Annotated in this window: 37 protein-coding genes; all 37 read right to left on the minus strand. The window is 49.4% G+C overall.

Annotated features, from left to right (window positions below; genetic code table 11):
- Positions 1 to 16 precede the first annotated feature (16 nt).
- The 37 genes from SK33_RS24870 to SK33_RS25050 all read right to left on the minus strand — a co-directional run bounded on the left by SK33_RS24870 (position 17) and on the right by SK33_RS25050 (position 23,702).
- Positions 17 to 1,357, minus strand: coding sequence for an ISNCY family transposase (locus tag SK33_RS24870; protein ID WP_000589001.1), 1,341 nt, complete (start codon positions 1,355 to 1,357; stop codon positions 17 to 19).
- 433 nt (positions 1,358 to 1,790) lie between these two features.
- Positions 1,791 to 2,396, minus strand: a complete 606-nt coding sequence (locus tag SK33_RS24875) for a hypothetical protein (RefSeq protein ID WP_015063019.1) — start codon at positions 2,394 to 2,396, stop codon at positions 1,791 to 1,793.
- A 237-nt stretch (positions 2,397 to 2,633) separates the two neighbouring features.
- The gene (locus SK33_RS24880; protein WP_022652345.1) at positions 2,634 to 2,915 is read right to left on the minus strand and encodes a hypothetical protein; all 282 of its coding nucleotides are present in this window, start codon (positions 2,913 to 2,915) and stop codon (positions 2,634 to 2,636) included.
- Between the two features lie 120 nt (positions 2,916 to 3,035).
- Entirely contained in the window at positions 3,036 to 3,212 is a 177-nt protein-coding gene (locus SK33_RS24885; protein WP_162859439.1) for a hypothetical protein, read from the minus strand.
- Between the two features lie 10 nt (positions 3,213 to 3,222).
- On the minus strand, positions 3,223 to 3,576 hold the full coding sequence (locus tag SK33_RS24890; RefSeq protein WP_022652347.1) for a hypothetical protein: 354 nt from the start codon (positions 3,574 to 3,576) through the stop codon (positions 3,223 to 3,225).
- Between the two features lie 229 nt (positions 3,577 to 3,805).
- Positions 3,806 to 4,057, minus strand: a complete 252-nt coding sequence (locus SK33_RS24895) for a hypothetical protein (RefSeq protein ID WP_022652348.1) — start codon at positions 4,055 to 4,057, stop codon at positions 3,806 to 3,808.
- A complete protein-coding gene (locus SK33_RS24900) occupies positions 4,047 to 4,271 on the minus strand; it encodes a hypothetical protein (protein ID WP_022652349.1) in 225 nt (74 codons plus the stop codon). The genes SK33_RS24895 and SK33_RS24900 overlap by 11 nt, the downstream gene beginning before the upstream one ends.
- A gap of 49 nt (positions 4,272 to 4,320) precedes the next feature.
- Positions 4,321 to 4,524: a hypothetical protein gene (locus SK33_RS24905; protein ID WP_022652350.1), complete on the minus strand. Its 204-nt coding sequence runs from the start codon at positions 4,522 to 4,524 to the stop codon at positions 4,321 to 4,323.
- A gap of 569 nt (positions 4,525 to 5,093) precedes the next feature.
- Entirely contained in the window at positions 5,094 to 5,585 is a 492-nt protein-coding gene (locus SK33_RS24910; RefSeq protein ID WP_015063020.1) for a DUF3085 domain-containing protein, read from the minus strand.
- Positions 5,586 to 5,589: 4 nt separating this feature from the next.
- Complete coding sequence (locus tag SK33_RS24915; protein WP_022652352.1) at positions 5,590 to 5,901, minus strand: DUF957 domain-containing protein; 312 nt, start codon at positions 5,899 to 5,901, stop codon at positions 5,590 to 5,592.
- 183 nt (positions 5,902 to 6,084) lie between these two features.
- Complete coding sequence (locus SK33_RS24920; RefSeq protein WP_022652353.1) at positions 6,085 to 6,486, minus strand: hypothetical protein; 402 nt, start codon at positions 6,484 to 6,486, stop codon at positions 6,085 to 6,087.
- Between the two features lie 84 nt (positions 6,487 to 6,570).
- Positions 6,571 to 6,819, minus strand: a complete 249-nt coding sequence (locus tag SK33_RS24925; RefSeq protein ID WP_022652354.1) for a hypothetical protein — start codon at positions 6,817 to 6,819, stop codon at positions 6,571 to 6,573.
- Positions 6,820 to 6,852: 33 nt separating this feature from the next.
- Entirely contained in the window at positions 6,853 to 7,089 is a 237-nt protein-coding gene (locus tag SK33_RS24930; protein ID WP_022652355.1) for a hypothetical protein, read from the minus strand.
- Positions 7,090 to 7,244: 155 nt separating this feature from the next.
- Complete coding sequence (locus SK33_RS24935; protein WP_022652356.1) at positions 7,245 to 7,853, minus strand: DUF6012 family protein; 609 nt, start codon at positions 7,851 to 7,853, stop codon at positions 7,245 to 7,247.
- A 30-nt stretch (positions 7,854 to 7,883) separates the two neighbouring features.
- Positions 7,884 to 8,408, minus strand: a complete 525-nt coding sequence (locus tag SK33_RS24940) for an HNH endonuclease (protein ID WP_022652357.1) — start codon at positions 8,406 to 8,408, stop codon at positions 7,884 to 7,886.
- A gap of 33 nt (positions 8,409 to 8,441) precedes the next feature.
- Positions 8,442 to 8,750 (minus strand): hypothetical protein, encoded by a 309-nt coding sequence (locus tag SK33_RS24945; protein ID WP_022652358.1) that lies wholly within the window; start codon positions 8,748 to 8,750, stop codon positions 8,442 to 8,444.
- Entirely contained in the window at positions 8,747 to 9,445 is a 699-nt protein-coding gene (locus SK33_RS24950) for a hypothetical protein (RefSeq protein WP_022652359.1), read from the minus strand. The genes SK33_RS24945 and SK33_RS24950 overlap by 4 nt, the downstream gene beginning before the upstream one ends.
- A 138-nt stretch (positions 9,446 to 9,583) precedes the next feature.
- Positions 9,584 to 9,808, minus strand: coding sequence for a hypothetical protein (locus tag SK33_RS24955; protein WP_022652360.1), 225 nt, complete (start codon positions 9,806 to 9,808; stop codon positions 9,584 to 9,586).
- A gap of 57 nt (positions 9,809 to 9,865) precedes the next feature.
- Positions 9,866 to 10,360 carry a hypothetical protein gene (locus SK33_RS24960; RefSeq protein WP_015063025.1) on the minus strand — a complete coding sequence of 165 codons (495 nt, stop codon included), beginning with the start codon at positions 10,358 to 10,360 and terminating at the stop codon, positions 9,866 to 9,868.
- 181 nt (positions 10,361 to 10,541) lie between these two features.
- The gene (locus SK33_RS24965) at positions 10,542 to 12,923 is read right to left on the minus strand and encodes a phosphoadenosine phosphosulfate reductase domain-containing protein (RefSeq protein ID WP_044713534.1); all 2,382 of its coding nucleotides are present in this window, start codon (positions 12,921 to 12,923) and stop codon (positions 10,542 to 10,544) included.
- Positions 12,924 to 13,100: 177 nt separating this feature from the next.
- Positions 13,101 to 13,547 carry a hypothetical protein gene (locus SK33_RS24970; protein ID WP_015063027.1) on the minus strand — a complete coding sequence of 149 codons (447 nt, stop codon included), beginning with the start codon at positions 13,545 to 13,547 and terminating at the stop codon, positions 13,101 to 13,103.
- A gap of 46 nt (positions 13,548 to 13,593) precedes the next feature.
- Positions 13,594 to 14,400: a hypothetical protein gene (locus SK33_RS24975; RefSeq protein WP_015063028.1), complete on the minus strand. Its 807-nt coding sequence runs from the start codon at positions 14,398 to 14,400 to the stop codon at positions 13,594 to 13,596.
- Positions 14,401 to 14,629: 229 nt separating this feature from the next.
- Entirely contained in the window at positions 14,630 to 14,893 is a 264-nt protein-coding gene (locus SK33_RS24980) for a hypothetical protein (RefSeq protein WP_032610382.1), read from the minus strand.
- A gap of 56 nt (positions 14,894 to 14,949) precedes the next feature.
- Positions 14,950 to 15,282, minus strand: coding sequence for a hypothetical protein (locus SK33_RS24985; protein ID WP_022652118.1), 333 nt, complete (start codon positions 15,280 to 15,282; stop codon positions 14,950 to 14,952).
- Between the two features lie 334 nt (positions 15,283 to 15,616).
- The gene (locus SK33_RS24990) at positions 15,617 to 15,847 is read right to left on the minus strand and encodes a hypothetical protein (protein ID WP_022652119.1); all 231 of its coding nucleotides are present in this window, start codon (positions 15,845 to 15,847) and stop codon (positions 15,617 to 15,619) included.
- Between the two features lie 37 nt (positions 15,848 to 15,884).
- Complete coding sequence (locus tag SK33_RS24995; protein WP_022652120.1) at positions 15,885 to 16,343, minus strand: RES family NAD+ phosphorylase; 459 nt, start codon at positions 16,341 to 16,343, stop codon at positions 15,885 to 15,887.
- The gene (parS, locus tag SK33_RS25000) at positions 16,340 to 16,780 is read right to left on the minus strand and encodes a type II RES/Xre toxin-antitoxin system antitoxin (protein ID WP_032610495.1); all 441 of its coding nucleotides are present in this window, start codon (positions 16,778 to 16,780) and stop codon (positions 16,340 to 16,342) included. The genes SK33_RS24995 and parS overlap by 4 nt, the downstream gene beginning before the upstream one ends.
- Positions 16,781 to 16,862: 82 nt before the next feature.
- Positions 16,863 to 17,171: a hypothetical protein gene (locus SK33_RS25005; RefSeq protein WP_022652122.1), complete on the minus strand. Its 309-nt coding sequence runs from the start codon at positions 17,169 to 17,171 to the stop codon at positions 16,863 to 16,865.
- A 175-nt stretch (positions 17,172 to 17,346) separates the two neighbouring features.
- On the minus strand, positions 17,347 to 18,615 hold the full coding sequence (locus SK33_RS25010; RefSeq protein ID WP_022652123.1) for a DNA methyltransferase: 1,269 nt from the start codon (positions 18,613 to 18,615) through the stop codon (positions 17,347 to 17,349).
- Positions 18,602 to 19,213: a hypothetical protein gene (locus SK33_RS25015; RefSeq protein ID WP_022652124.1), complete on the minus strand. Its 612-nt coding sequence runs from the start codon at positions 19,211 to 19,213 to the stop codon at positions 18,602 to 18,604. The genes SK33_RS25010 and SK33_RS25015 overlap by 14 nt, the downstream gene beginning before the upstream one ends.
- Positions 19,214 to 19,274: 61 nt before the next feature.
- On the minus strand, positions 19,275 to 19,910 hold the full coding sequence (locus tag SK33_RS25020) for a hypothetical protein (protein WP_022652125.1): 636 nt from the start codon (positions 19,908 to 19,910) through the stop codon (positions 19,275 to 19,277).
- A gap of 115 nt (positions 19,911 to 20,025) precedes the next feature.
- A complete protein-coding gene (locus SK33_RS25025) occupies positions 20,026 to 20,283 on the minus strand; it encodes a hypothetical protein (RefSeq protein WP_022652126.1) in 258 nt (85 codons plus the stop codon).
- A gap of 63 nt (positions 20,284 to 20,346) precedes the next feature.
- On the minus strand, positions 20,347 to 20,781 hold the full coding sequence (locus SK33_RS25030) for a hypothetical protein (RefSeq protein WP_015063073.1): 435 nt from the start codon (positions 20,779 to 20,781) through the stop codon (positions 20,347 to 20,349).
- 135 nt (positions 20,782 to 20,916) lie between these two features.
- Entirely contained in the window at positions 20,917 to 21,294 is a 378-nt protein-coding gene (locus SK33_RS25035; RefSeq protein ID WP_015063074.1) for a hypothetical protein, read from the minus strand.
- 390 nt (positions 21,295 to 21,684) lie between these two features.
- Positions 21,685 to 22,866 (minus strand): hypothetical protein, encoded by a 1,182-nt coding sequence (locus tag SK33_RS25040; protein ID WP_022652127.1) that lies wholly within the window; start codon positions 22,864 to 22,866, stop codon positions 21,685 to 21,687.
- An 8-nt stretch (positions 22,867 to 22,874) separates the two neighbouring features.
- Positions 22,875 to 23,171 carry a type II toxin-antitoxin system RelE/ParE family toxin gene (locus SK33_RS25045; RefSeq protein WP_015063076.1) on the minus strand — a complete coding sequence of 99 codons (297 nt, stop codon included), beginning with the start codon at positions 23,169 to 23,171 and terminating at the stop codon, positions 22,875 to 22,877.
- Between the two features lie 63 nt (positions 23,172 to 23,234).
- Positions 23,235 to 23,702 carry a hypothetical protein gene (locus SK33_RS25050; RefSeq protein WP_022652128.1) on the minus strand — a complete coding sequence of 156 codons (468 nt, stop codon included), beginning with the start codon at positions 23,700 to 23,702 and terminating at the stop codon, positions 23,235 to 23,237.
- Between the last annotated feature and the right edge of the window lie 372 nt (positions 23,703 to 24,074).

Below are 24,074 nucleotides of genomic sequence, written 5' to 3' on the forward strand. Positions count from 1 at the left end.
TGAATAACGCCTGGTTTCAGTCCATTTTATCGGGATCAGCCTTCTTTCTGGGTAATTTAGGGGGCTTCACTTGCTGATTACTTTGCGTGCGGCGCGTGAGCCAAGGATGGTCAGCTTTAGGTTTTACGTAGAATTTTGAGCGTAAATCAAAACGGGCATTATCCACACGTTCATGGACACTTTTTTCATCATCCAGTGGTATAGGCTCCGGGCCATCAACATATTTTTCCCATCCCAACGCTTTCCCATCATACAGAACCTTAATTTCACCGTTAAAGCTTTCGCATACCGTGACAACCGAATGCCGAAGTCGATATCCCCGGCCTTCACTGCGAATCTGAAACGCACTGCTTTTGTACTGGAAAGTGAGATTTTTGGAGAGAACGCGCTTCGCCTGGAGGCTGAAGATATAACCCAGTTCCTCTTCAGAATGGTGTACATCAAGATGGGCGTTATCAGCAATACGAGGCGGCGTAGCAAACCGGTTGTTATAGGCTTCAATAAAGGTCGGCAACCATGCGTTTGCTGTTTCAATATCACTGATACCCTGAAGCCGCATTTCTTTGACCAGCCTGTCCTGCAGTGTCTGATTGGCACGCTCTACCCGCCCTTTTGCCTGCGGGCTGTTGGCATGGATTGGCTCGATGCCCAGTGTCTTTATCGCACGTGTGAACTGAGTCAACTCTCCTTCCCGCTCCGGGTTATTTACTCTGAATATACTGTGTCTGTCAGAATAGAGAGCCAGTGGTACGCCATGATCATTAAGGTAACCCCGGAGGGTTTCCATGTAAGCCCGGGTTGTTTCTGCAGGAGCGAATCGTAGCGCCATCAGAGCGCTGGTAGCATCATCGATAAAGACTATCAGTGTGCATTTGGGGCCCCGACCTTCAAACCAGTCATGAGGCGAGCCATCAATCTGGATGAGTTCACCGTAGGATGGGCGCCGCATCCGGCGCTGATAAATTCGGGCAAACTTACGACGACGTTCGCGCCATATGCCCTCCTCTACCATCCACTTCCTGAGAGTTTCAATGGATAAACACAAGCCGTGTATCTCGCGCAATTTTTCGCACGCAAGCGTAGGTCCAAAATCAGCGTAGCGGCCTTTGAGGAGTGAAATTACTGTTGCTCTGAATTCGGTAGAAAAGGAATTATTGGGACGCTTTCCACGTCGGCGGGAAACTAGACCAGAAGGCCCTTCATTTCTATACCGTTGCACCAGACGTTTAACCTGCCGAATAGAAATGCCAATGCGTGCCGCAGCTTGTTCCTGAGTAATATGGCGATTAAGTGACTCCTGAATAATGTGAAGTCGGTCGAGTTCCTTATGACTCATCGTAACAGTCTCTTTGATCATGAAAAATCCCCCAGAGAATTGTCTGGGGACATTTTAGAATGGTTCAAAGGGGACATTACAGCTTGGTGTTAACACATGGCTTCTTCTCCTTGCATTTTTGCAGGTAAGAGGCTAACCTTTAATGTGACTAGCATCAGGGGCCTCGGGTTAATTTGAAAAAATTACTCGGGGCTTTCTGCTTTTTACCACAGTCAAACAGTGATTCTGCTGGCTGGGGCAAAAGCCTCCAGCACCGAAGCCATTATACCACCCAGCCCCCTTCAAACGAACAGGTCGACCGCCTAAATATTTAATAAGTAAGTATTTCAGGTTTTGCTGCCTCGCAGGCCGTAACAGCGGACGGCTGACGTAATCGCTGACGAAACAGACGGATGCAAATCTCTACACTCAACGCCGCCAGCCCGTCCGGTCCCCCGCTTCTTTCCGGCTGTAATCAGTCAGTCTTCGAACCCGCGATCAGTGACAAACGGTGAGCACGAACACAACTGTGCATTAGGCTATCCGGGTAATGGGCGATTTTCTCCAGTTTCTCATCGAGGCGGGTATACGTCAGTCGCCTGATTTTCGTTAGTTCCTCGTGAAGCCAGCGTTTGATAAAGGGATTGCTGGAAAGCAGCACCAAATCGGAGTCCTCCACTTCATCAAAAAGCCAGACGGGTTTTGCCGGAGTAAGACGATAGAGCCAGGGACGCGAATAGTCCCCCGTCGCAATCAGGAACCAGACAACAATGCCAAGTGCGAGCTCCATGACCAGCATCAGGGTAAACTGAATATCCCGGACGTCAGGCTCTCCGGTAAAGCTCATCAGTCGGTCGCCAGTTGCCACACGCTGGATAATACATACCAGCATCAGCAGAGCAAGCAAAAGCCCCATGAGCAGCCCGCCATTCACCTCAAAAGTAGCTTTCTGGACGCGATCAGGCGGTACCTGTCTACGGTAGCGGCCGACCACTTCGCCGATCAGTTCCCTGATGGCCATGCGTTCTTCATCGACCGTTGTTGCGGTATATCCGGACGGGTCCGATTCAGTTTGGTTCATGTACCCTCTCCTCACTCTGAAAATTAATGGTCACAGACACGCTGATCATACCCGGTGAACGGGAGCTAGTTTGCGGGTTAAGGGCTCGAAAAAAACGGGATTAAAGAGGGAAATGACAGCAGGAAGGTGGGATGCAATGAGCTGTTTTGTTTCCCTACAGTTAAGTGGGGGGGGGAAACTGCCATCACCGGAATACGCTGAGAACGGAACGGGCCAAACCGATAAGATGGACGGGCGCTATTTTGATTCCAATATTCGGGATTTTTCTTCCCGCGTCGCCAAACGGGCACTTCCGGAACGGTCGCGGATGAGTAGCGGCTTATCTTTTTTCCAGCTACTTATCGCCGTTTCCCCGAACCGACGCGGCGCATTGCGGTTCCAGCTGGCGATAACGTGGTTATCGTAAACCTCCTGAATAACGACAGAATGAAGAGTTACTGTCTTAATGGTGGTATTGCCCATTTTGGTTCGGAAGAGTGACCAAACGGTCATCCCCGCCTCCAACTGACTGAGTTTCATCTTTGCTCCGGTGATATCGGGGAAGTCGACGTGGTGACGTATTTAATCATAATCACTCACAGCGGATAATGCCGCCAGGTAACAGGGTACTGTCAGCCCAGGCATGAGCAGTCCTTACGGCTATCGTGATTCGGCCAGTGTGCGGGTAATAGTCGCACGCTGACGCTGACGCTCAGCCTTACGCTGGCTGCGGCGGTAAAGCGGTTTCGCAGCAGCATAACGGCAATCCTCCGGGTAGTACCAGCAGCAGCCACAGGGCTCAGGCTGCGGTTTTCCGGCAAGTCCAAATGGTTTCATAATGTCACCTTTAAATGGAAATATTGTTCAGTTCCCGGCCTTCAGACACGGGTTCATTAATGAAGCGGCGTTGCATAAACAGGTACAGATAACCCTCTGTCGAGAACATACAAAGATTCTCAGTAATACAGGCATCGAGATATTCTGTGTCGCTCTGGAGTCGTTTAATGACGCTCATCTGGTTAGCCGCCGACTGAATCAGCGGATAGCCATTAACAGCACGATGAATACCTGAGCGGAATAACGAACGAGCCTTTCCAATCTTTTCCCGGGCAGCGGTCATTTCCATCTCGATAACCGACTGTCGCGCAAGATTAATAGCATCGCCGGATAATTCCGCAAAGCTGACCAGAGACTTATTCATCTAAAACTCCTTTCAGAAATGTGAACTCATTATATCAATACGGCCTCTGGCCCAAATAACCCGTGGTGAAATATTTTGACGAATATCTGAAAAGTGAAAATGGCAACCGGGAAAAGGACGGGTTTTATTTTAAGTGTGCCGATGACGTCTGACAGGGGAATTAAATTTGACGGTCTTTGATTTAAAAAAAGGTAGAAGGAGGTCACCTGGACACCTCCTTCTCCGGCGCTCAGTTTGAGAATACGTTAACGCTGTAGCGTCTACCGAGCACCTCGGCAGTGGTATCCACAATTTTCTGAATATCATCGGTAATCGCGGGTTTACTGAATGCGACAGTATGCAGTTCGCCAGCTTGTTCCGCCGTCGCGCCATCATGAAAGCGGCTGGCATCGTACAGCTGGACCCGGAGCGTCCGGGTGTGATCAACATGGGGCAATGTTCTTCTCCTGTTCAGCCAGTCGCCATAAGCGTTAATAATCACTTTCTTCCGGTTGCGGCTGAGTGACAAACTGGTACTTTACTCCATTAGGGACACCAACGGCTTTTGCTACGGATTCACACAGCAGCGACAGGTCATTCAGCGTCATCGGATATTCGATGTCGACTGAATATAGGGCCCCGGCATTCTCGGCGTCTTCGATGTTTTTAAACTGGGCGCTGAAAATGGCGACGGTAGAAATTTCAATGTTGTGCATGAGTCAGTCCTTATGAAAAAAAAGCCACCGAAAGGTGGCTGAGTAAAAGTTACTGCGCCTGGCTGGCCTTGTCCGCATTTTTGGTGTAACCAACTCGGGCAATGACGACGGCAATTGCAAGGAGAGCAGCGAGACCGCCGTAGAATACAGATCGGGAAACATCGGCGAACATATCGCTCAAGTTATCAACGCCGAGGAGAAATACACAGATAATGACGATAAAGCGAACTGGTTTGCTATAAAACAATTTCATCAGTAGCTATCCTTCTGGGGTGAAATGACAACAGCATTACACCACATCAGATACCGTTTTTTTTTCGCTAACGGGCCTATTTTGACCAGAAAAAAATAGCGCCTCAGGGTTGGCAATGGCGAGGTTCTTTTCGAGGTACCTGTGGTCATCCCGTCCTGATATCAGAGAGAAAAACGGTTCCAATTGAAAAATTTAGTCGCGTTCGATGGACCTCAGGAGATCACTCCCAGTGGCGCTCAGCTTGACCTGATAATAACTTCCCGGTAAAGGCCGCTGGGACGGATTGGCCAGCTCAACCAACCCAAGCCGAAAGAGGACCGGGGTGCTACGGCATCGCACATCATCCGATGCCCCCCTATACATCCGGCATTCCCGGGCCCGACGAAATTCACCGCAGATCTCATACTGCGTTCCGCTTGCCAGACGATGCAACACATAGATTTGGGCCTGTGTAAGCGGGGAAATAGGTCGCTTTGTGTCAGCCATAATACTCCTTTTAAGGTGGGTCTGTTCGGCTGGCTGAAAGATCAGGGACAGACCATGTTAGACCGATACAGCCTGTGACTCGTTTATCCATTCACCAGCGTTATTTTTGTAGGGGATACTTTGAGACTAAAAGCCTTAAGTTTCTTTTCGATTGCGAGTTCAAACCACTCAAGCGGTACTGTAACTGTACTATCATCTCCTCCCATAATCTGATCAGACTCATAATTCCAATCTTCATCAAGCGACGGATTCATTCCACGGGCATAGATAGCTGTATCTCGGGAGACAGGACTTCCATCCAGAGAAGCATTGGTAATCAGACAGACGCCATGGCCTTTTACCAGAGTAATCTGAGGGGTCAGACGGGTCTGAACCATATGCTTTGGCGATGGCCAGAAAACTTCCCCTGCCAGGCAAGCTTCTTTTTCCGTCTTACCAGCTTCGTTAAGAGGCACCCCCCCCGGATAATTTGTTGGCTCAAAAAGCTGATCAACGGTTGCAAGGAATTGATCCGCTGACTGGATTTCTTTAAGCAGTTTTTTTACCCCTGAAATCTCGAATGTTAATCTGCTCATCTGATTATTCTCCGCAATCCGGCGCTAGCATCAAATGCTTGGTTGCCAAGAGCAGCTCTTTGACGTCAGCAGGAGAAACCTCCCCATTGCCTTCGACAGCGTCCTGTAAACGCTGACGCGTCGCCTGAATCGTATCAGACGACAGAGATGCAAGTTTGCTCAATACCGCGTTAGCTTTTTCCACTGCGGGATACAGGGCTTCTGAGGTGGTATTGTCTACATCATTATCGAAGACCAGCTCAGACTCCATATTAATATTGTCTTCAAGCCAGCTAGAAAGAATATCAAGAAAAGACATGACTTTATTAATCTGCATTTTTTTGCCCTCGGTTGGTGTAAACCCAATATAACAAACCGACTCTCCCGGCTAATAACCCAAAGAGCAAAAAAAAAAAATAGATAAATTAGATAGGACAGAATTTAGTTTAAAAAGGTGTAAAGACAGACCCGCTATAAATAAACTCAGCACTGAAGGAAAAAACCTTCCATATCGGAAGGCTTATGGTGCATCAGGTAAAAAATACTGCTGCTTCTGGAACGCGACGAACGTCGCGAAAACAGCTATCAACACTGCCATGAAGTAAACCAGGTATGAGCCGGATTGCCAGATATTTACGCCGAAAAAAGAAAGTAACTTTCCGTCCGGGATAATAGAAAAAGCCAGGTTCCATAATCCGGTCAGTACAACCTGAGCGATAATCATTTTTCCCAGCGCACCCAGTTCCTGAGTTGCATACATTGCAGCCATTACAAATGTCAGAACTACCACAAGGAGAGCAGACAAAGCCACAACCGAAATGCTCAGTCCGACGGACGTAAATATAATGGCTTCTTTAAAAGCCAGACCTGTAAACCCCCAGATCAGAATGACTAAAATGAAAAACAACAGGATAAATTTCATTAAAATTGCGTCCCTCTTTCAGTGGTAGAATCTGGCTACGATGTCAAAGGCCAGCCTACCACTCGCAGAATGTATAACATGAGGTTAAATACAAATCCGTTCACAGGCCCGTTTCAGTGTTTCTTTGGTATGACATTGTGTGGCCTGATTTAACTGTGTCCGGATATGCTGCTCATCATGGCCGTCAGCAACAAAGAGTTTGATTTTACTTTCAAGACGGCTCATTGCTTCGTACAATTTTGCTTCTTTATTGTTCTTCATGAAGCGAAGAACGTAATCCGCAATAATATGCACAGGCGGTGTTTTTATTTCACGGGAGCGATTGCTGGTCATGATTCTTTCCAATTTTTTGTATTGAAAATACCGTTATACGGTGCCACCACATTTAAGCCAACCTTTTCCGGTTGTATAAGAAATGCGACCGTCCTTAATTAGCGATTGCAAACGGCGGTCAAGAATCCGCAATGGTTGCGGATTGCTTTCCCTAGCGGCAATCCTGTGACACTCTGCTTTGATTTCTCCGGCAAATAATGTCGCGAACGGCTTAGGAACCGGGGTTAGAACTTCGATGAGTGCCTTGTCCAGCGCCAGATATTCATCCATGTTTATGTCCTTACACATAATAAACTAACTATGATTTAACTAATTATACCGAATCGGGGTACGAACCGAATAACCTACAGGTTGGAAAATCAACTTCCCCGGTATATCCATTGAGAGTCTGTCAGCCTGTGCAACGACATCAGGCTGATCGCCACTCACCCGCTAATAACAATGGCCTGCTCCGGTTGTGGCTGGCGATCCCCCCGCAGTGCCTCAGACTCCCTGAGACGGGCTGATGGCATCGTCATTGCCTTAAACCCCTCTTCCCGCGTACGCACCAGCATCCCCCACGAATAGGTTTCACAGACATCGTTCTCTAAATTGGGTTCGGTCGACAGCAGGGACTCCATCTTCGGTTCGATGTGTACCGGCGCAATGTTTTTATAGACAGGGTGAACACGATACTCTTCAGACGCCTGTGCCCGGTAGCTCCCTTGCGCCAGCAGCACGTCATGGGAAACCAGGTCATATTCCGTATCTTCGACAAAGGTCTTCAGGGTGTGCGTTATTTTGCCGTATCCTTCAATATTCCAGACGGAGACCATCGTAAACTCTTCTAACGCTCGGGGAATTTTGACCAGAAATCCATTCAATGCCTTGCGACCCTTCAGCATACCCACCAGGTATTGCTTGTTCGGATAAGGGCGCATCGCAACCAGGTCATTTCCTGTCAGGTGAAGCGACAGTTCCGTGACGCTCACGGAATCCAGCGTGCAGAGATTTCCCATCGGATGCAGGATTTTAGGTACCAGGTGTAAAAACATCGTCATTATCCTCGTTTATTATGGTTTCAATTATTTCGGTGTCGCTTGATACATTTCGAACCAGAAGACAATCGGCTTCTCCGTGACTTCAATTAATCCAAATCGCTCTGCGGTCCTGAAGTTGACGCTGTATGCCCTGGCGCGTTCTACCTGGCGGCTTATTTCTTTCCGCATTCCTTCAACACTCAATGCACCTTTAAAGAGATTGCAGGGGGCGCAAGCCGGAAAAAGATTTTCGATTGCATGCAGTTCAGGATGCATGACCTTACCGGTACTTCGAGCCTGGTGTGTCACTCGACTTCCAGCGGGGGCTCTGACCATTTCAAAATCCCGCCTCACCGGTTCAACATGATCGGCATGCCAGCCTTTTTCCGGCAGAGTACAGCCGCAATAGGCACACCGACCACCAAATTTCAAACGCAGTTCGGCTCGTTGCTCTTTGGATATTTTATTTTTGGGCTTTGAAAATCGCCCATCATCAGATTTAACCTTCGGGAGGAGTTCTGAAAAATTGGGTAATTCGATTACTGAGCCTTTGTTATTTAGAACTTTCACCGGACCTCCCAACCATATTAAGACGGTTTTTTATTAAATTTCCTGAATTAGTTTTCGGATTTTAATCAGGTGTGGTCGGCTTAATTTACATAGCTGTTCGGTCGCGGCATCCAGAGTGGGGAATACATGGGCCTCATTAATATCCACTGTCCAGTATTTCGCCTTCCCTTCCCCCAGATCAGATTCAAAATAATTTCGCTTTACTCCGACCTGCTTTGGTCTTCCATTTATCCTGATAATCTCGTGCCGCTCATCGAAGATAAAACCATCACCGACTAACGTCAGAAGAACAAAAGGACCTTCGGGTTTTTCCGTACCCAGCGAACTCACCTCATTATTCATGCGACTTCCCCAGCAATGCGCTCAAAATTGATTACCCACACCCACGGGTTGGCCTGCCAACTGTCTTCTCCATAGGTGTCTTTCCAAAGGCTGCGGAAGCCAAGAAAATGCTTATCGCCAATAACACAACATTCGGTTGGGGCTCCTTCAGCTTTCGCATCCTCTTCGCTGATGCTGTTTAACCGCTCTACTCGCAAATCGGTGATTTCCAGTACTATACGGCTGGCCCAGCGAGGCATATGGATAGAAGGTGTCCACGCACCTTCGAACTTCATATTTTCTGTACGGGGCTTCCAGTCGGCCTCATCAGGGATCGACCACAGCCCATAATCCCCCGAACGCTGTTCACAGCTCGCACGGTAAATGCGGGCTGCTTCAGATCTGTCCATCACAATGTTGTCATTCCAGTCCACCGCGCACGCATCTTCATTCCCGAGCAAGGAAAACGCTTCACGTACAGTAATACGGTCGCCAACTACACCGTACGGACAGGCGCGAAGCGCCGAATTTGGCTGAGTTCCTGTTGGAAGCCACCAGTCATGCGTATGCCCACGATGTCGCGGTGTTTGCGCAGGCCTTACCGACCATTCAGGTGAACTGTACTGAGGCTCTATAATCCGCCGCGTCTGTGTTTTCTGGTTTGCCAGAATTGCCCTGACCATTTCATCTTTAAAAAGCATTCCACGTGTCTTCACTGTGGTTTCTCCTTTCACACATGGTTCACACATTGAGAAGCCTATCCATCTTTATTCGCCCATCCCTGGAAACGACAGTCGTTACACGGTCGCGGGACTCTACATCCCTTCCTGAAAACGTGGTGTACACACCCCGAATTAATCTTCATCCGCTTCCACTACCGGCTCGGTCGTAATTTCATATTTCACGCAACCAGGTGCATCCAACGCTTTCGCGACAGACTCACACAGCAATGACAAATCATTCAGGGTCATCGGATATTCAACTTCCAGGCTGTAAAGTGCATTGGCGCTGGAGGCAGTGGCCTTGTCAGCGTGGCAGGCATTAAAAATGAAAACGGTATTTTTTTCTTGAATAGTCATAGTGCAATCCTCTGGATAATTAGCCCTGTTTTCAGGACGGTTTTCGATTAAAATTATCTATTCTTTTTTATTACTTACTGAAATCTGTTGAACAGGTTCTGACTGATCATTTTCTCCGACCGGTGTTTTGTCGACAAATGACCATTCTTGTTTGGGTTCTTTATATAAAGCACTAGCCTCAGTATTCATCCATGATTCAAAAGCAACATAAGTCATGCCTTCCTCACTAACGCGGGCCTTAAAAACCTCCCAAGCTTGCAGATCAAGCGGCTGGTACTCTTTCAGCGACTGGTCAAGCCATCCCTTCCAGATTTCCTTACGATGTTTAAAATGAGGTATAGCCAGGTATGCATAACTACCCGCAACACAAATTAAATACAGGAAGCCGCTCCATAGAGAGGAATTGAAAAAAATCTGACTAGGGAAAATACATGCCACTATGGCAATAATTAATAGCAGGTGTTCCTTACCAGTGGGCTTATTAAATTCCCAGTTGATTGAAATGCCCCTTATCTTCCTTAAGTTCCTTTTTTTATCCTCTTTATCGGTCATATATCAGTCCCTAATAGTTTTAAAATGGATGTTGTTAGTCTGATGAAAAAAGTTACTTTTCAAACCCGCACCGTAACGGACTTCACCCCTGCGAGCATTACACCACACACATTTCATCTATTTTTCCGTTAACGGGGCTATTTTCACGCTTTTTTAGGTCTGTCTGATTGTGCTAATTGCCTCACGCCAGCAGGCGGACCAGACGATTCAGCAGAGGCCTTAACAGTGCCGCAGTACTCTCCCGGCAATCATCCACATGCCGGAATCCCGTCTTTTTCGAAGACTGGGGACCGGACAGCATCCTCAGCGCCCAAATAACCTCCCGTAAGGTTTCGTCGTACTCCTGGGAAATACACCTGGCTAACGTCGTCAGAAAGCGTTTTCTGACAGCCCGGTAATACAACCGTTCCTCCGGTTGCATTGATTGAGGCTTAATCCGCAGGTTACAGAGAGTCAGTACAGCGTCGAGCAGACCGGCTTTCAGTTCGTCACCCGTCCGGGCCAGATGTTGCTGGCGTTCGTTCTCCAGTTGCGTCGTGATCCATGCCCCAAGAGGCGTTCGGTTGTGGGTGTGCAGCGCCACACAGGCCGCAACACAGCACCAGAAGCGCAGTTTCTGCCGCTGCCCCCGCAGTTTACGGGCAACGAGCAGGCGGTAATCGCAGTCGGTCAGGATCTTGAAACGGTGGCTGACGAGCAGGGACGGCAGCGGCGTCTGGTCGTTAATGCCAAGACGTGAAAAGGCCTGCCCGCGTTGAGCGAGGCGGTGGTACACCGCACCTTTCCCCCGGGAAATTCGGACGGCGCCGTATCTAAGCAGGTACTGTGCCGCCGCCACGGGGGTAAACTCACCGTCAGACACACGCTGGCGTAATCCGTCATATTCATGCCAGATAATCCAGGACGCAGTGTCTTCATCGACCGTCAGCTCATCCTCTTCTTCGAATGCAACGATGTTCAGGCTTTCCCCGCTGCTCAGCAGGCTGCGGGAAGCACGGTCATCCTCCCGACCGTCAAAATAGGCCATTTCGGCAGACGGATCAGACAGCCCGTCAAATGACGTCCCGATACGGCCTTCCGGCAACTTCATCCAGCGTGGTGCTGGCATCGGCGTGCGGGGTACGGGTTGCATAGCTGGCTCATCGTCGAGCAGATCCAGTGCCCCCCCTTCCCACACCTGGCGGTAAAGTTCGATGGCGCGAAATGGTCGCGGGTTAAAGCAATGCAGTGACCAGAGAAAGTCGATATGCAGCACGTTGGCTTCCTGCACCAGTCGAAACTGCGGCTCCGCCATGCGGCGGTTATGCGCCGTATCTTCGACCTCGCCAGAAAGTAACTTTTCCCGCACCGCTGCGGCCCGCTGGGCCTCCACGTAATCGAGGCTGCAACAGATATGGAACAGTCGTTCGGTCAGGGACGACGAGAAAACATTGGGCTGAAGACGCACATACCCGCCCTCAAACACTTTGCGGCCGATATAATCCCGAAGGCTCCAGTCGTACTGGATTTTGGTCAGGAAACGCTGAAGGCGGTTTAGACCAGCCTGGTAGCCGTACTTCTCAGGATCAGTGCGGAGTAAGGTTTCCATCGAGTGGTCAATGCCGACGGCGCAGCATAGCGAGCATCCATAGCGAGCGCCGCAGGCAGAAGACCGGGCCGTGTATTTCTCCGGCGTCCAGATACATTCCCCGGTCGCGTCTTTGTAAAGCGTGGCGAGGCTGAAGTTGTCCGGCAAAAAGCTTGGCAGCGGAAATCGCGCCAGCGAACCACAGGCCATCAGAAATGACCAGATATCCTGTGTCCGCCACTCTTTCACCGGGTACAGTTCGCCGCCGAGCTCCGTGAGCGAGACGCTGTCCGACTGCCCGCCCATTCTGAGGATGTTGCCTGCCCGACGGGCGCTCTCATCATCGCGGGAACCCAGCATCAGGCACACTTTGTTGCGGACGGAAGCTGGTGCATTTTTTAAATAACGGGCTTTGGCCTGGCGCAGTGGAGAGCGTTTGAGATCTGTAGAGCATTGACGCGTATTGGAATTTGTCCAGGTCGGAAGTCCGCGCCCGGTCAGAATGCGTCCGACCCAGCTCTGGGTCATGGACGGGTGGGCCACCAGGACGGTCACGGGCAGTTGCTGTTCGGCAATAAAGGCTCGGAGCTGGCTGAGAACCTGCGTGGACTGATGATGCATCTCAGGGTTTTCAATCAGGGTGTTGGAGATCTGAATGAAGTGGTGCTGGCTGACGTTCGACCCGTTCCGTACGGCACGGATCAGGGCCATGAGGAACAGGTGCAGTAGCGAGTGGGAGTCTTTCCCGCCGCTGTAGCCGACGCACATGGTCCAGCCTTCGGTAATCGCATGATAAATGGCACTGGTTGCCGTCGTCACGCGCGATGCGAGACTGACCGGCTCACCGGCATCGGTATAATTCAGATCCGCATCGGTCTTCAGTGTTTGCCAGACATCGCCCCATTTATCCTGCGTCAGAATGGCAGCGTTAGCCGCCTCAGAAAATTGAATTTCTGAGGGTAATTCAAGGAATGTTTCTTTTATTTCGATATACATATTATTTCCTGAATTTTGGCTTTCGCTGCATTATCGCGTTATTTATTAAACCCATCTAATATCTTCAGTGCAATATGTGAAGATAAATTTAGTTAAATTGGAATTATGCCAATTTAACTAAATAGCACTGAATAAATAGAATTACGCGGCAATAAATATATTATCTTTACCACGCTCTCACGAATACTGCTGGGTAATTAAAACCGTCGTATTTGATTCCAGCTCTGCCAACGGAATTCTGGGGGTATTGAGCATCATGTCATCACCGCAATGGCGGGGTACAGCCGTCAGTTGAAATGATTCTTTCATGACCCGGATGGAAGTTGTTTCCGTGCGAGAGGACGGCATGACGTCCCGGAGCATGGTTTCCTGCCCGTTACTGTCACTTTCAATAAATGCAGCCTTCGCCATGAGTTCCTCAATGTCCTCTTCCGATGTTTCGGACCAGAGGCAGTCATAGAAGAAAAACTCTGCAACGTACAAATCATTCTCTTTCACGTATGCCGCCAGTTCACGGATACGCTGAGCCAGCGATGTATCAATGGAAAAGAAGACGCTTTGCGGGACTTCACTCGCAAATTCATTGATGCAGCTAGCGGACGCAATCAAAAGTTTATTGAACATTTCAGCTCTCCATGCCACCGGCTGTCCCGGTGGCAATCTAGGGTTATCAGGCAGTCACGGGGCACAATACGTCCAGCGAAGGCAGCAATTTGCTCAGGCTGTCGTACACGACGGGCGTCAGTTCGGTGACGCTGTGAAGCGCCATGCTGGTGTTGTCTTCTTCGCTGAGAATGATGACTCCATCCTCATCAGGATCGTCAGAAGTACTCTCGTCCGAGGCCAGGCGGTGGCGTGCAACGTCATAAGGCGATTCAGACGCTTTGCAGCTCATCAGATAGCATTCTGTGTATGTGTTTTCGTGGTTATACTGGTTCACTTTCACCAACGCATACTGAACACCGGCATCATGGGCTTCGTTCATCAGGCGGGAAAAATTAAAGCCTTCCTCATAGTGGTGTGTATCTTTAGTCACCACGATTGTCGCACCGCCGAACTCGTTTTCGCGTGGTCGGTCGCAGACGAAAGCGGCATTGATTGTGACCATTTCAGGCAGGTTAAACACCGACAACACGGCAGTTGTTACCGCGATTGCGTGGTCGAGGTTAATGCTTTCATCATGGCTGATTGCCAGACCGCTACCGGTGATTTCCGCTTTGAGTTCCAGCTCGTAATTGTCTTCTGGTGACTCCGGCTGACCAAAAGTCGGCTCAAACGGATCGCACTCCGGGTGGTTCTGAATAATACCCAGGACCAGCAGTTCAGTGAGGGAACACTCTGAAGCAGGTTTAGACAGCAGGTGATCACCTTCCGACACATCCGTGTCCGTAACATACGCAATCGCGTCCAGAGCCATCTGAGCCTGTTCCTGTGAACAGAGAATTGTGAAGGATGCCTGAGTGTAATTATTTGCCATTGCATAACTCCTTATTTAATTAAGTGTGATTGCTGTCTGTGAATAGATAATATCAAAACAGATACCCGCACCTAATAACCCGAAATGAAATATTTTCGAAGTTTTTATAGAGAAGACAGGCGCCATATTTATTAATCCAGCCATTATTTAGAGGACGGCATTAAGTAATTATGCGGAAAAAATAAAAAACCGCCACAAGGGCGGCATTTATTAAATGGGAAAGATTCAGTTATAAGGTATGTGTCAGGGCGGAAACAATGATCCGGTCTGGTAACAGTGATTGAAGGGACGCCGACGAAATGACAAGTGCCTTTTCAATGTGTGCCTCTCTGTCGGCGATATGTCGCCGGAATGCCGCTTCTGCTTCACCGGAGGAGTCGGCTTCAACCAGCATCACTTCTTCCTCATCATCAAACATCATGCGGCCTGAGATAATATACAGTCGGCTTAAGTCCGGGAGATTTACAGCGTTGCCCTGTTTGTTAATCATCATTTTTCTCCGTCTGCAATTTTTAAATTTGTCAGTTCTGCTACGGGTAAAATACACCATCAGCCCTGTAAACCCGGACAGGTATCAACGTAGCTCATCGGTTTGCCAATCGCGGCGCTTAGGCGAAGGATTTCGCCGATGGAGACGTACCGCAGCATTTCAGAACGCCCGTGTTTCTGGTATTCATCCACCGACATGGTGCGCCAGTCCTTGTGCGGTGTGTTTTTGCACAACTGCCAGTTGTCGACAGTGGTCGGGCGACGCAGGACATACACACCCAGCGAAGGCGTGAGGCCTAAGCCAAATGACTGCTGCACCACAATACGCACTTCAGAGCCGTCGGGGCGTTTCAGTGTCTGAGTAATTTTAGTGATGAGCTGTTCGGATTCCATACTATTAACCTCGACCGTCAGTTGGGTTGCTGTAGGGATATTTTAGCAAAGTCGGTTCACTGGCTAATAAGTACAAAGCGAAATTTTTAAAAATAGAGGAATAAAACAGGAAGAGAACAAATCTGGAAACAGCAAAATCACATTATCCGATTGCAATTCATTTCACATTTGACATATTCGGAATTAAGTACGCAACGAACCTGCATCGTCTGGTATAAAAGTATATTTCAAATATTCAGGTTATTATCTGAAGTAAAATACTCTCTGCCCCGGTTGCAATACCAGACGGAACACAAGACGTTATGAAGAGCCTGTCCCGGTTCAAAAGCTGCGGCTAATTTTTTCTGACCCACTTAACGAGAATGCCAGCCAGAGTCACAGTCAGCATCAATGCCCATACTGAAGAAATAAAGTTAAGCAATGGAATACGCTCAGAATAATCACAGGTACTGGATGGGTCACTGGCAAATTTACAGATAAATTCGGGATCAAGCCCCCAGTAAACGAAAGAAAATAACACAACGAGCGATACACTGATTTTAAAGATTTTTTCGCTTGTCATCATTTATCATCTCAATCCAGGAGGTTATATAAACCTGAAACTATTTCAGCCGTGTGTCGTACTGGTAAGGAATTTTCTGGACGGTTTTCATCAGATCAAAAATCGCCGGATGAGCCGGATTTAAAAGGTAGTTAAACTCCACCGGAGATAATGCACTGGGAATACGCAGGGCAACAGAAGAGCCACTTTCAGCCCAGTTATCGCCATACAGGGCAAGTTCTGCGGGCGCATCTTCACTTGCCCAGCCCGGCGGCAGCAGGTTCAAGTCAAAGGCCTGGATCTGGTCATCCGGGACATCAATGCTCAGCAGCGTGTAAGCGTCCAGAAGCTGCGGGGCATTGATATGCACCAGCGTCTCCAGCATGGTCAGAGAGGCCGTCTCGGACAGATAGACAAGTGCTGTGCCGACACTGTTCCAGCGGCCTCCCGCTTCTTTCGCACCTAATCCCGACCATGCAGTCGTAATATAGCGGGTCTTGGTCATCCGATACAGGATCACGAATAGACTCCGTGTTCAATACGGGTGATCAGGCGCATCACTTCGAGTGCGCCGGTTTCCGAAGAGACAACATCTGCCGGAGTCTTCCAGCTCAAGCCACGGTTTGGCTCGTTCATCCATTTCTGTGCTGCCTCTTTGTCGCCTTCGAACAGCTCTACAGCCCGTTCAATGACGCGAATAATACGCACCAGACGTTCGCTCTGATCCGCAGTGAAACGGGCTTTTACGCTGCGATTGAAGGTGGTGTTCGGAATGCCGGACATTTTGCGCAGTTCCGACGGCGTGATGTTCGCCCATTCAGAAATGGAATGAGCGACTTTACCTTCCAGTCCGTGGCTAATTTTGTCCATCAGCGCAATGCCGTCATTATCCAGACCCACCACCTGCCATAAGCCGTGCGGGTTCATTTTGGATAAATCTGGAGAAAAAACTTTCATAGTCATAACCGACCCTCCCATTTGGTATGTCAATTATACCATATGGGTGACTACTGGCAATATTTTCACCTTTCTCATAACGTCAGTTCGTCACCCGGCTGACTCTGGCATGGGCATTGCCCTGAATGTTCCAGTACAGCCCAGCCGGAAGCTCTGCGGCCCAGGTTGCCCCCCGTTCCGACATTTGTTCGGGCGTTTCCAGCCATCCACGCGGAATAGTACCGGTGGTGTCACCGATAACCCGCGAGACGCAGGCGGCAACGCGGACGCCGCCGGGGACATCACAGCCGGATTCAACGATGTGCATCACTTCCATTAATGCGCCGTACGCTTCAACACGGTCGCCCTTTTGCAGTTCAATGGGGGAAACCTGTTCAGTCAAATTCTTCATGCTCACACTCCCTTCAGTGATTAAAATTGTCGCCGTCGTTTTTAAGGCATCCGGGAGAAGAATCCTGGTGGCCATTACGCCGGTATGTTGCTGAATCATTTTCTGTCAGCGCCGTCGCCGCAGGACATCCCCGCTGGCGTCACTTCCGGCTGCTGGCCAGGCTAAACCGCCCAGCTCATCCCCCTTCCCGCAGTTCATCACGGTAAAGGGCAACCAGGTCATCGAGTATCGGGCTGCTCTGGTATCCCGGCATTTCTGTAAACAGGCTGCGCGAGATCCCGAGCCATTCCATTATTTTGTCCGTTGCATACCAACGTCTGCCGAGCCGCTCAGCGGCAACCGGTACTTTGTGCAGACCGGCAAATGGCTCAACTACCAGATCACCAGGCCTGGTGAGGAACTCGATCAGGAATGCGGCGAGTCGAGTGGGTGACGTTGCACCGTGCAGCGGAAACCCCAGTTCGCGGGCGATGCGATGGCAGAGCCGCGTATCCGGGCAGGCATTGCCAAACATAAGCGTATTTTTGGAGATAGTCCCTTCTGTCTTATTGCCGAAGGCGCCATTTTTAAGCTGGTAAGCGCCATCCCCGTAAAATGTAGTGCGGTTTTCGCCGCCGGACGCCTGCAATTTCTGATGCTGCTCTGAATGAGGCTGGAGAACGCGCATGTTGTTCGAACGAACCTTTTGCGCGTCATTAGTAAACCACAGCACCGGCTCGTAAGACGAACAGAGCTGAACACGCTGTTTACACGCCCAGTGAGTCGGCGACGGGGGTTTCGCTCGGTTCACCCAGTTCAGTCTGTCCATCAGCTCAAGACCCAGCTTATCGCACAGCGCCAGTGTCAGTCTTTCCAGATACAGAGAGCGCGATGGCCTGCCTGGATTAAAGCTGTCCTGCGTCACATTGAGCGCCACGCTGCCCCCCGGCACGAGCTGCTTCACGATAGGCTCAAGAATCCGCAGCAGCCAGTCAATATACGCCTGCTCACCGCGTCCGCCGCCGTGCCCGTAATTTCGGGCATTACGCAGCAGGAACGGGGGCGACGTAAGGCAGAGATGGATTTGCTCATTGATGTTGCTGAAGAACGCGTACGCATTCCCGAAGACCGATGCCCCGAGCGAAGTTGAGAAGCCAACGACGCACAGTTTGTCCCAGGACTCATGCAGCTTCTTGTCATTTTTGAAGGCATAGCGCCAGACGCCCCGCTTTTCCGGGACACGCTCGATCACCCCGGCCTGCCGCAGCGTCTGCTGATACCAGCGAACCTGATGCTTGACGCCGCTGGTTCGCATTTTGTCCGAGCCGAACGCCTTCATTTTCTGTAGTTCTGCATCCGACATCCCCGTTTCGCGTTGTACCTCGCGATACAGCTCTTCGTTCGTTAACGGGGTGTCTGACGCGGCATAGATCCGCGCAATCAAATCGCTGTTAAGGTTGCTCATCAGCCATCCTTGAAAAACGGACCAGGGCGGCTTCACACTGCTCTTTACCCCACGAGTCCTGCCAGTCGCACAGGTGGAGATATTTGCGTTCGAGTGCTTCCATTTCATCGAGATTTGAACTCGATAATCCCGCCCAGACGTCGTGCCAGCACACATCGTAAGTAACGCCTGCCGGTGGGCAGTATTCCAGAGCATCCGCATGGATGATTTCAACACGGGGATCGTGGGCAAAGGCCTCGGCAACTAGGTTAATCACATCCTGCGACTTCTCAATGACAGTCACGTTGTTAACTTCCGGCTTCTGAAGAATGGCGTGCAGCACCATCCCCAGCCCCAGTCCGTTGATCAGGACGTGCCCTGTCGCTCGCTTTATGAACTCCTGACAGAGTTGGATTTCGTATGGCAAATTGGTCATCACCACATTTCTGCCATTTGAAAGGCGGCGATAGTTACCGGGCTGTAAAACCGCGTCGATATCCTCCGTAGCGGCACGGAGGAAAAGGCTAACCGCCTTATCTTTGGAGATTTCGAAGCTGTCCAGTGTCCAGGCACCGGATGTTCCATCTTTAACAGGTAAATTAGAAAAGCAACTCTTCATCAGTCATCCTTAAAATGGATTCAGTTCAACGTAAGTGGGCGCAGGAAGACGGTGAAGCAGGTCACTTCCCTTTCTGCATCAGGGACTCCAGTGACGATTCCAGCGCCGCGAAACGAATCAGGGCAGCTTCACACTGCTCTTTACCCCACGAGTCCTGCCAGTCGCACAGGTGGAGATATTTGCGTTCGAGCGCTTCCATTTCATCAAGATTTGATCTCGAAAAATCTGGCCAGATATCATGCCAGCACACATTGAAGGTAACGCCTGCCGGTGGGCAGTATTTCAGAGCATCCGCAAGGATAATTTCAACGCGGGGATCGTGAGCAAATGCTTTGGAAACCAGGTTCATCACATCCTGAGACTTCTCAATGACGGTCACGTGGGTCACGTCAGGCTTCTGAAGAATGGCGTGCAGCACCATTCCCAGCCCCAGTCCGTTAATCAGGATGCGTCCAGTTGCTCGCTCAATGAAAGCTTCACAGGTACGGATCTCCATCGGCGTATTGGACATCACCACTTCGTTATCACAGGACAAACGCCGGTAGACGCCTGCCGGGATATATTCATCCTGATCCTTTGTATATTCGGCGCGAAGCTTCAGGGTCTGCGCTTTTTCTGGCGTAATCACAAAGGAGTCCAGCGTCCAGTTACCGGATTTCCCGTTTTTCACCGGCAGCTCAGCAAATTTACTTTTCATACTGATAACCTTAATTTCGAATCATTCTGTTGCCGGGAAATTACCACATAACCCTCGGGCTGGGCAGGCAAGATCGCGTTACAACGGACGGCGGCTGACGCAACCGTCCACGGGTTCACAGGTAACGAAGTAGGATCTCCGCATCCTCCGGTGGCAGCTGTTGGCAGCTCTTCACTTGATAGAAGAATTCCCCGCCAAGATCATACACTCCGCCGTCTTCAAAACTCAGTGCTTCGACCTCGTCGCGACACTCATTCAGTAATGCCGTCTGGCTGGCGTTTGCCTCAGTATCGCTGGCGACAAGCTTCACGCTGGAATGCTCATACTCGCCATTCCGGCATACAATTTTGACAATGAAGTTTTTTTCAGGCATCTGCGCCTCCCGGCTGGTTAGGGGTTTATTCAGCGTTGCCCCGGCGTCCGGGGCAAGACTCAATCAACCCTTGATGAAACTCTGGCCGAAAGAAGGATTGGCTTTAAACTGGTGCTCCTTTATGATTTTTTTCATCATCTGAGAGCATTTCTTGATCGATTTGGTGCTGGCATCCGTGACTTCAGCCATCTTGCGGATAAAGCGATTCACCTGATACTGCGCCTCAGCATCTTGGCTGAGGGCTTCACTGTGGATGCGGTCTTCATGCTGCGCAATCAACAGCACATAGCAGCGGAGACCTGTGGCGGTGCTCACGCGCTGGCTGATCGTGATTTCCGCCGAGCGGGTAGACTGGACGACAGAGAGAGAGACTCTCGATAATTCGCCGTCCCGGAAAATAGCCGGAGTAAGACCATTAATATCCTCGCGGGAATAATTCAGAGAGTCCAGAATGGAAAATAAATCACAGGTGGTAAAATCGAATTCCTGAATGCTCATATCGCCTCCGACGCTTCATTATTTGTTGGCATTGCCTGTAGATATATAATACCAGGTTGGGTTCAAAACCTAATAACCCGGAAGAGAATATTTTGAAGAAAATCTCAGGCATCCATGCCGTGAATTAAGCTGGCACTATTCTGAAATAATATCACCAAGGCTGGTGGTAAATTCTCTTTTGACGGATTCAGTAAACGGCACTCGCTCAATATATTTATAATTCGTGGCATAGGTGTTGGTGTCTAAAGTCCGGGAGATCTCATCATCAATCGGGTCTTCAAACATATCAATGCGCACATCGATATGCTGCGTGCCTTCTGCGGTAGGATGTGACAGGCTGCACGACACTTCGATATAGCGATCTTTCTGCTCCGCGACAAACGTCCAGAAACCTGCATTAAAGTCGGTTGATGCACCGTGACGTTTAAATACAACATCAGATACGGAATAACCGACAGCATTAAGAAGGGAAATGAAATTAAGCTGACTGGAAATGATATCTAATTTATTCATGATGTCTCCTGTTGGTATGTGGCAATTATACCAGGACGCGCTCGACGGCTAATAACCTGCGGCAAAATTTTTCCGAATAGTTGATGATGTGATTGATAGCTTTAAAAATTAGGAGGATTGTTTATAAGAAGGAATATAACCAGAGGATTTGAAATTTAATACACCATGCCGACTGACCACGTCTAATTTTTCAAAAGTTACTTTTCCCGGCTGCCCTGATCCCACGTCGCTAAGACCCGGTATACTCAGGCATTCTGCCCGGAAGGCAATTGGCTTCGGTGATCGGGTATTAAAATAGGGCCAGTCTGTTTTTCTGCGAGTTTCGCGCTCTGTTGATGGCGTGAAATCACCTTTTCCGGATGCCCTCCCTGGCTGTCCGGTGCGCTGGCGCTACGCCCAGCGGTATGGGGTAAAATAGGTCTCGTTAACTTCAAGAAATTCGGTCAGGGAATTCATCGCTCTCGTGTCGTATGCAGTCACAATAAAACGGTAACCGTCCACCGTTTCGATGTAACTGATCCCCCGTGGCGTGCTGCTGGCATTCACCACTTCCGCCGTCATCATAAACTGGCCTTGCGGGAATTCCTGTGACAGGTAGATAAATCCGGTGGTTGCTGATGACGGGGTGGCATTCATCAGCACACCGTTAAATTGCTGGCCGTGTCGCGCCGGGATCAATGTGCTGTCCGCCGTCGCCTGATTCAGCAGCTGCCGGATCAGGGTTTCCTCTTTATATGAGCTGTAAGCGCGGACATCGTCTTCAGCCCCGGAGCGTGAGCAAACACCTACATGTGCAAGCCGCCGGTATTCGTTACGCATGTAGGCATGACAGGATGCACCCGCTCGCCCCTGAAGGGTGACACCAAAATCTTCACACAGCATCAGAACCTGGCGCAGATTGTTGTCATATACCGTCGCAGTAAGGGCCAGGTTATAACTGACGAATGTCAGCTCAAAAACCCGTGTATGCATGTCACTAACGTGTGCCTCCATCCGGATCAGCGGCTTTTCAGTCAGCGGATATGGAGTGCCGTTCACGCAGTACGGGGTAACGCCGCTAAAACACTCGCCGATCACGCTTGCAATGACTACGTCGGCGTCAATGACAGCCGGTGCCGGGACATAGATCTGAAACTGTCCTTCCGTGCCAGATTGGGTAAGGACGGGGAACAAACGCGGGGAATTAAGCTGCTCAAGGTCAGCATTGATCAGTTCTGTCCAGCTGGGTTTCCCGGTGGGTGCATCGAGGCGCAGGCCCAGGTTATCGCAGAAGTCGACGATCTGCCGGGAGTGTTCCACCATCACTGCCCCGGAGAGAGTCAGACCGTGCGTCGTCATCTTCAGCTCACTCGTCCGTGTCTGGGTATTCTGGGACCAGGGCTGTAAAGAAAGTGTCGTCCGGCTTAGTGAAGGTATAATTGTTTCATTCAGTGGGTCGATCAGTTGGCAATGCGCATTCAGCCGGGGGACAAGGGCATCAAATATGAAGCTTGCCTGTTGTTTAGTGCTGGTCTGAATATAAAACATCGCATCCGTGCCTGCATCCCTGGATAAAATACCGAAAAGTTTCATTTTTTACCTTAATGGATTAGCGATTTATAATCATGCGCCGACAGGTGAACGTTATGTACGCCATCATTCCACACAAAGAATAACCGATATTTTGAATTAACTCGAATGGAAGAGTACCGGTTTGCGGTCATCCTTAAGCGTTCGTAACGCAAACTACTTGATAACAATTCGCGTTCGTTTTTTACATTATTTAACGTTTTCAGTCTGCATGAAATCGCATTTAACAGATCAGCAGGAATACCTGCTGTGGACTTTCCATTACGGAAAAAGCTTTCCAGCCGTCTGTCTTTAAATGAATGGATCATATCTTCCTCCGTAATGGAATGAGTAAAATTAAATAAGAATTATAAAAGCCTGAAGCTGATTTATTAAATCCCGAGAATTCTGGCTGCGACCGTTAGTTGTTTATCACTTAATGGATATTTCCGTGATAACGTCGATTTCAGACTGTTCAGAAAGCTGTTCTCCCCGTCTTGCTGTGTGATGGCGTCAACCAGTTCCTGATTGCTCTTACACCACAGATTGAACGCGGAAGTCTTTGATTGTACAGCACGCTGACGCACTACTGCCTGAGCTGCTGAAATCTTGCGTGCCGCTTCCGGGTATGTGCGATATAACGCGGAAAGGGTGTAACATGTACGGGTTGTGACCAGGCTATAGCCCGTACCATTACATGCCATGCAGCGGCTCCTATAAAAGTGTTTACGCTCACCACGGCCTTTGCATTTATTGCAAGTGACCCGATAAATATATTCCCCGGTGCCTTTTACTGAATCAATACACTGAATCTTAGCGTTGTCGATTTCAATTCCGCTCTGGTCAAAGTATTTATCCATTTTTGATTCCTCAGGTTTGGTCTGAAGTAATCATGACAGATTGGTCTCGCTGGCTAATAACCTGAATGAAAGATTTTTAAAAATAATTTTGCAGCACTGCTAAAGGCAGTTTATATATGCAGGATTCAATTTTACTGAGAAATATTTTCGGAATTGTCTGTTTACAAATACCAAAAAAAAACCAATGAGGTCTTAATTACATCCTTAATGGGCATGGTTATTTTACATCCTTATGAGTAGCAATGCTTATGTGTTAATTTAAAAACACCATATGCGTCTAAGGAACTTCCTATCCGCCTTCATGAAGCTTTTTTCCGGTTACCAGTAAGGGCCATATGACTGGCAAATATTCCGCTCGCGGTATACCGAAGT

The sequence above is a fragment of the Citrobacter sp. MGH103 genome, assembly GCF_001034475.2.
Classification (GTDB): Bacteria; Pseudomonadota; Gammaproteobacteria; order Enterobacterales; family Enterobacteriaceae; genus Citrobacter; species Citrobacter freundii.

Excerpts from the sequence above, each read along its gene's own strand:
- SK33_RS24870 (WP_000589001.1), bottom strand. The coding sequence starts at position 1,357 with ATGATCAAAGAGACTGTTACGATGAGTCATAAGGAACTCGACCGACTT.
- SK33_RS24875 (WP_015063019.1), bottom strand. The coding sequence starts at position 2,396 with ATGAACCAAACTGAATCGGACCCGTCCGGATATACCGCAACAACGGTC.
- SK33_RS24880 (WP_022652345.1), bottom strand. The coding sequence starts at position 2,915 with ATGAAACTCAGTCAGTTGGAGGCGGGGATGACCGTTTGGTCACTCTTC.
- SK33_RS24885 (WP_162859439.1), bottom strand. The coding sequence starts at position 3,212 with ATGAAACCATTTGGACTTGCCGGAAAACCGCAGCCTGAGCCCTGTGGC.
- SK33_RS24890 (WP_022652347.1), bottom strand. The coding sequence starts at position 3,576 with ATGAATAAGTCTCTGGTCAGCTTTGCGGAATTATCCGGCGATGCTATT.
- SK33_RS24900 (WP_022652349.1), bottom strand. The coding sequence starts at position 4,271 with ATGCACAACATTGAAATTTCTACCGTCGCCATTTTCAGCGCCCAGTTT.
- SK33_RS24905 (WP_022652350.1), bottom strand. The coding sequence starts at position 4,524 with ATGAAATTGTTTTATAGCAAACCAGTTCGCTTTATCGTCATTATCTGT.
- SK33_RS24910 (WP_015063020.1), bottom strand. The coding sequence starts at position 5,585 with ATGAGCAGATTAACATTCGAGATTTCAGGGGTAAAAAAACTGCTTAAA.
- SK33_RS24915 (WP_022652352.1), bottom strand. The coding sequence starts at position 5,901 with ATGCAGATTAATAAAGTCATGTCTTTTCTTGATATTCTTTCTAGCTGG.
- SK33_RS24920 (WP_022652353.1), bottom strand. The coding sequence starts at position 6,486 with ATGAAATTTATCCTGTTGTTTTTCATTTTAGTCATTCTGATCTGGGGG.
- SK33_RS24925 (WP_022652354.1), bottom strand. The coding sequence starts at position 6,819 with ATGACCAGCAATCGCTCCCGTGAAATAAAAACACCGCCTGTGCATATT.
- SK33_RS24930 (WP_022652355.1), bottom strand. The coding sequence starts at position 7,089 with ATGGATGAATATCTGGCGCTGGACAAGGCACTCATCGAAGTTCTAACC.
- SK33_RS24935 (WP_022652356.1), bottom strand. The coding sequence starts at position 7,853 with ATGTTTTTACACCTGGTACCTAAAATCCTGCATCCGATGGGAAATCTC.
- SK33_RS24945 (WP_022652358.1), bottom strand. The coding sequence starts at position 8,750 with ATGAATAATGAGGTGAGTTCGCTGGGTACGGAAAAACCCGAAGGTCCT.
- SK33_RS24955 (WP_022652360.1), bottom strand. The coding sequence starts at position 9,808 with ATGACTATTCAAGAAAAAAATACCGTTTTCATTTTTAATGCCTGCCAC.
- SK33_RS24960 (WP_015063025.1), bottom strand. The coding sequence starts at position 10,360 with ATGACCGATAAAGAGGATAAAAAAAGGAACTTAAGGAAGATAAGGGGC.
- SK33_RS24965 (WP_044713534.1), bottom strand. The coding sequence starts at position 12,923 with ATGTATATCGAAATAAAAGAAACATTCCTTGAATTACCCTCAGAAATT.
- SK33_RS24970 (WP_015063027.1), bottom strand. The coding sequence starts at position 13,547 with ATGTTCAATAAACTTTTGATTGCGTCCGCTAGCTGCATCAATGAATTT.
- SK33_RS24975 (WP_015063028.1), bottom strand. The coding sequence starts at position 14,400 with ATGGCAAATAATTACACTCAGGCATCCTTCACAATTCTCTGTTCACAG.
- SK33_RS24980 (WP_032610382.1), bottom strand. The coding sequence starts at position 14,893 with ATGATGATTAACAAACAGGGCAACGCTGTAAATCTCCCGGACTTAAGC.
- SK33_RS24985 (WP_022652118.1), bottom strand. The coding sequence starts at position 15,282 with ATGGAATCCGAACAGCTCATCACTAAAATTACTCAGACACTGAAACGC.
- SK33_RS24990 (WP_022652119.1), bottom strand. The coding sequence starts at position 15,847 with ATGATGACAAGCGAAAAAATCTTTAAAATCAGTGTATCGCTCGTTGTG.
- parS (WP_032610495.1), bottom strand. The coding sequence starts at position 16,780 with ATGAAAGTTTTTTCTCCAGATTTATCCAAAATGAACCCGCACGGCTTA.
- SK33_RS25005 (WP_022652122.1), bottom strand. The coding sequence starts at position 17,171 with ATGAAGAATTTGACTGAACAGGTTTCCCCCATTGAACTGCAAAAGGGC.
- SK33_RS25010 (WP_022652123.1), bottom strand. The coding sequence starts at position 18,615 with ATGAGCAACCTTAACAGCGATTTGATTGCGCGGATCTATGCCGCGTCA.
- SK33_RS25015 (WP_022652124.1), bottom strand. The coding sequence starts at position 19,213 with ATGAAGAGTTGCTTTTCTAATTTACCTGTTAAAGATGGAACATCCGGT.
- SK33_RS25020 (WP_022652125.1), bottom strand. The coding sequence starts at position 19,910 with ATGAAAAGTAAATTTGCTGAGCTGCCGGTGAAAAACGGGAAATCCGGT.
- SK33_RS25025 (WP_022652126.1), bottom strand. The coding sequence starts at position 20,283 with ATGCCTGAAAAAAACTTCATTGTCAAAATTGTATGCCGGAATGGCGAG.
- SK33_RS25030 (WP_015063073.1), bottom strand. The coding sequence starts at position 20,781 with ATGAGCATTCAGGAATTCGATTTTACCACCTGTGATTTATTTTCCATT.
- SK33_RS25035 (WP_015063074.1), bottom strand. The coding sequence starts at position 21,294 with ATGAATAAATTAGATATCATTTCCAGTCAGCTTAATTTCATTTCCCTT.
- SK33_RS25040 (WP_022652127.1), bottom strand. The coding sequence starts at position 22,866 with ATGAAACTTTTCGGTATTTTATCCAGGGATGCAGGCACGGATGCGATG.
- SK33_RS25045 (WP_015063076.1), bottom strand. The coding sequence starts at position 23,171 with ATGATCCATTCATTTAAAGACAGACGGCTGGAAAGCTTTTTCCGTAAT.
- SK33_RS25050 (WP_022652128.1), bottom strand. The coding sequence starts at position 23,702 with ATGGATAAATACTTTGACCAGAGCGGAATTGAAATCGACAACGCTAAG.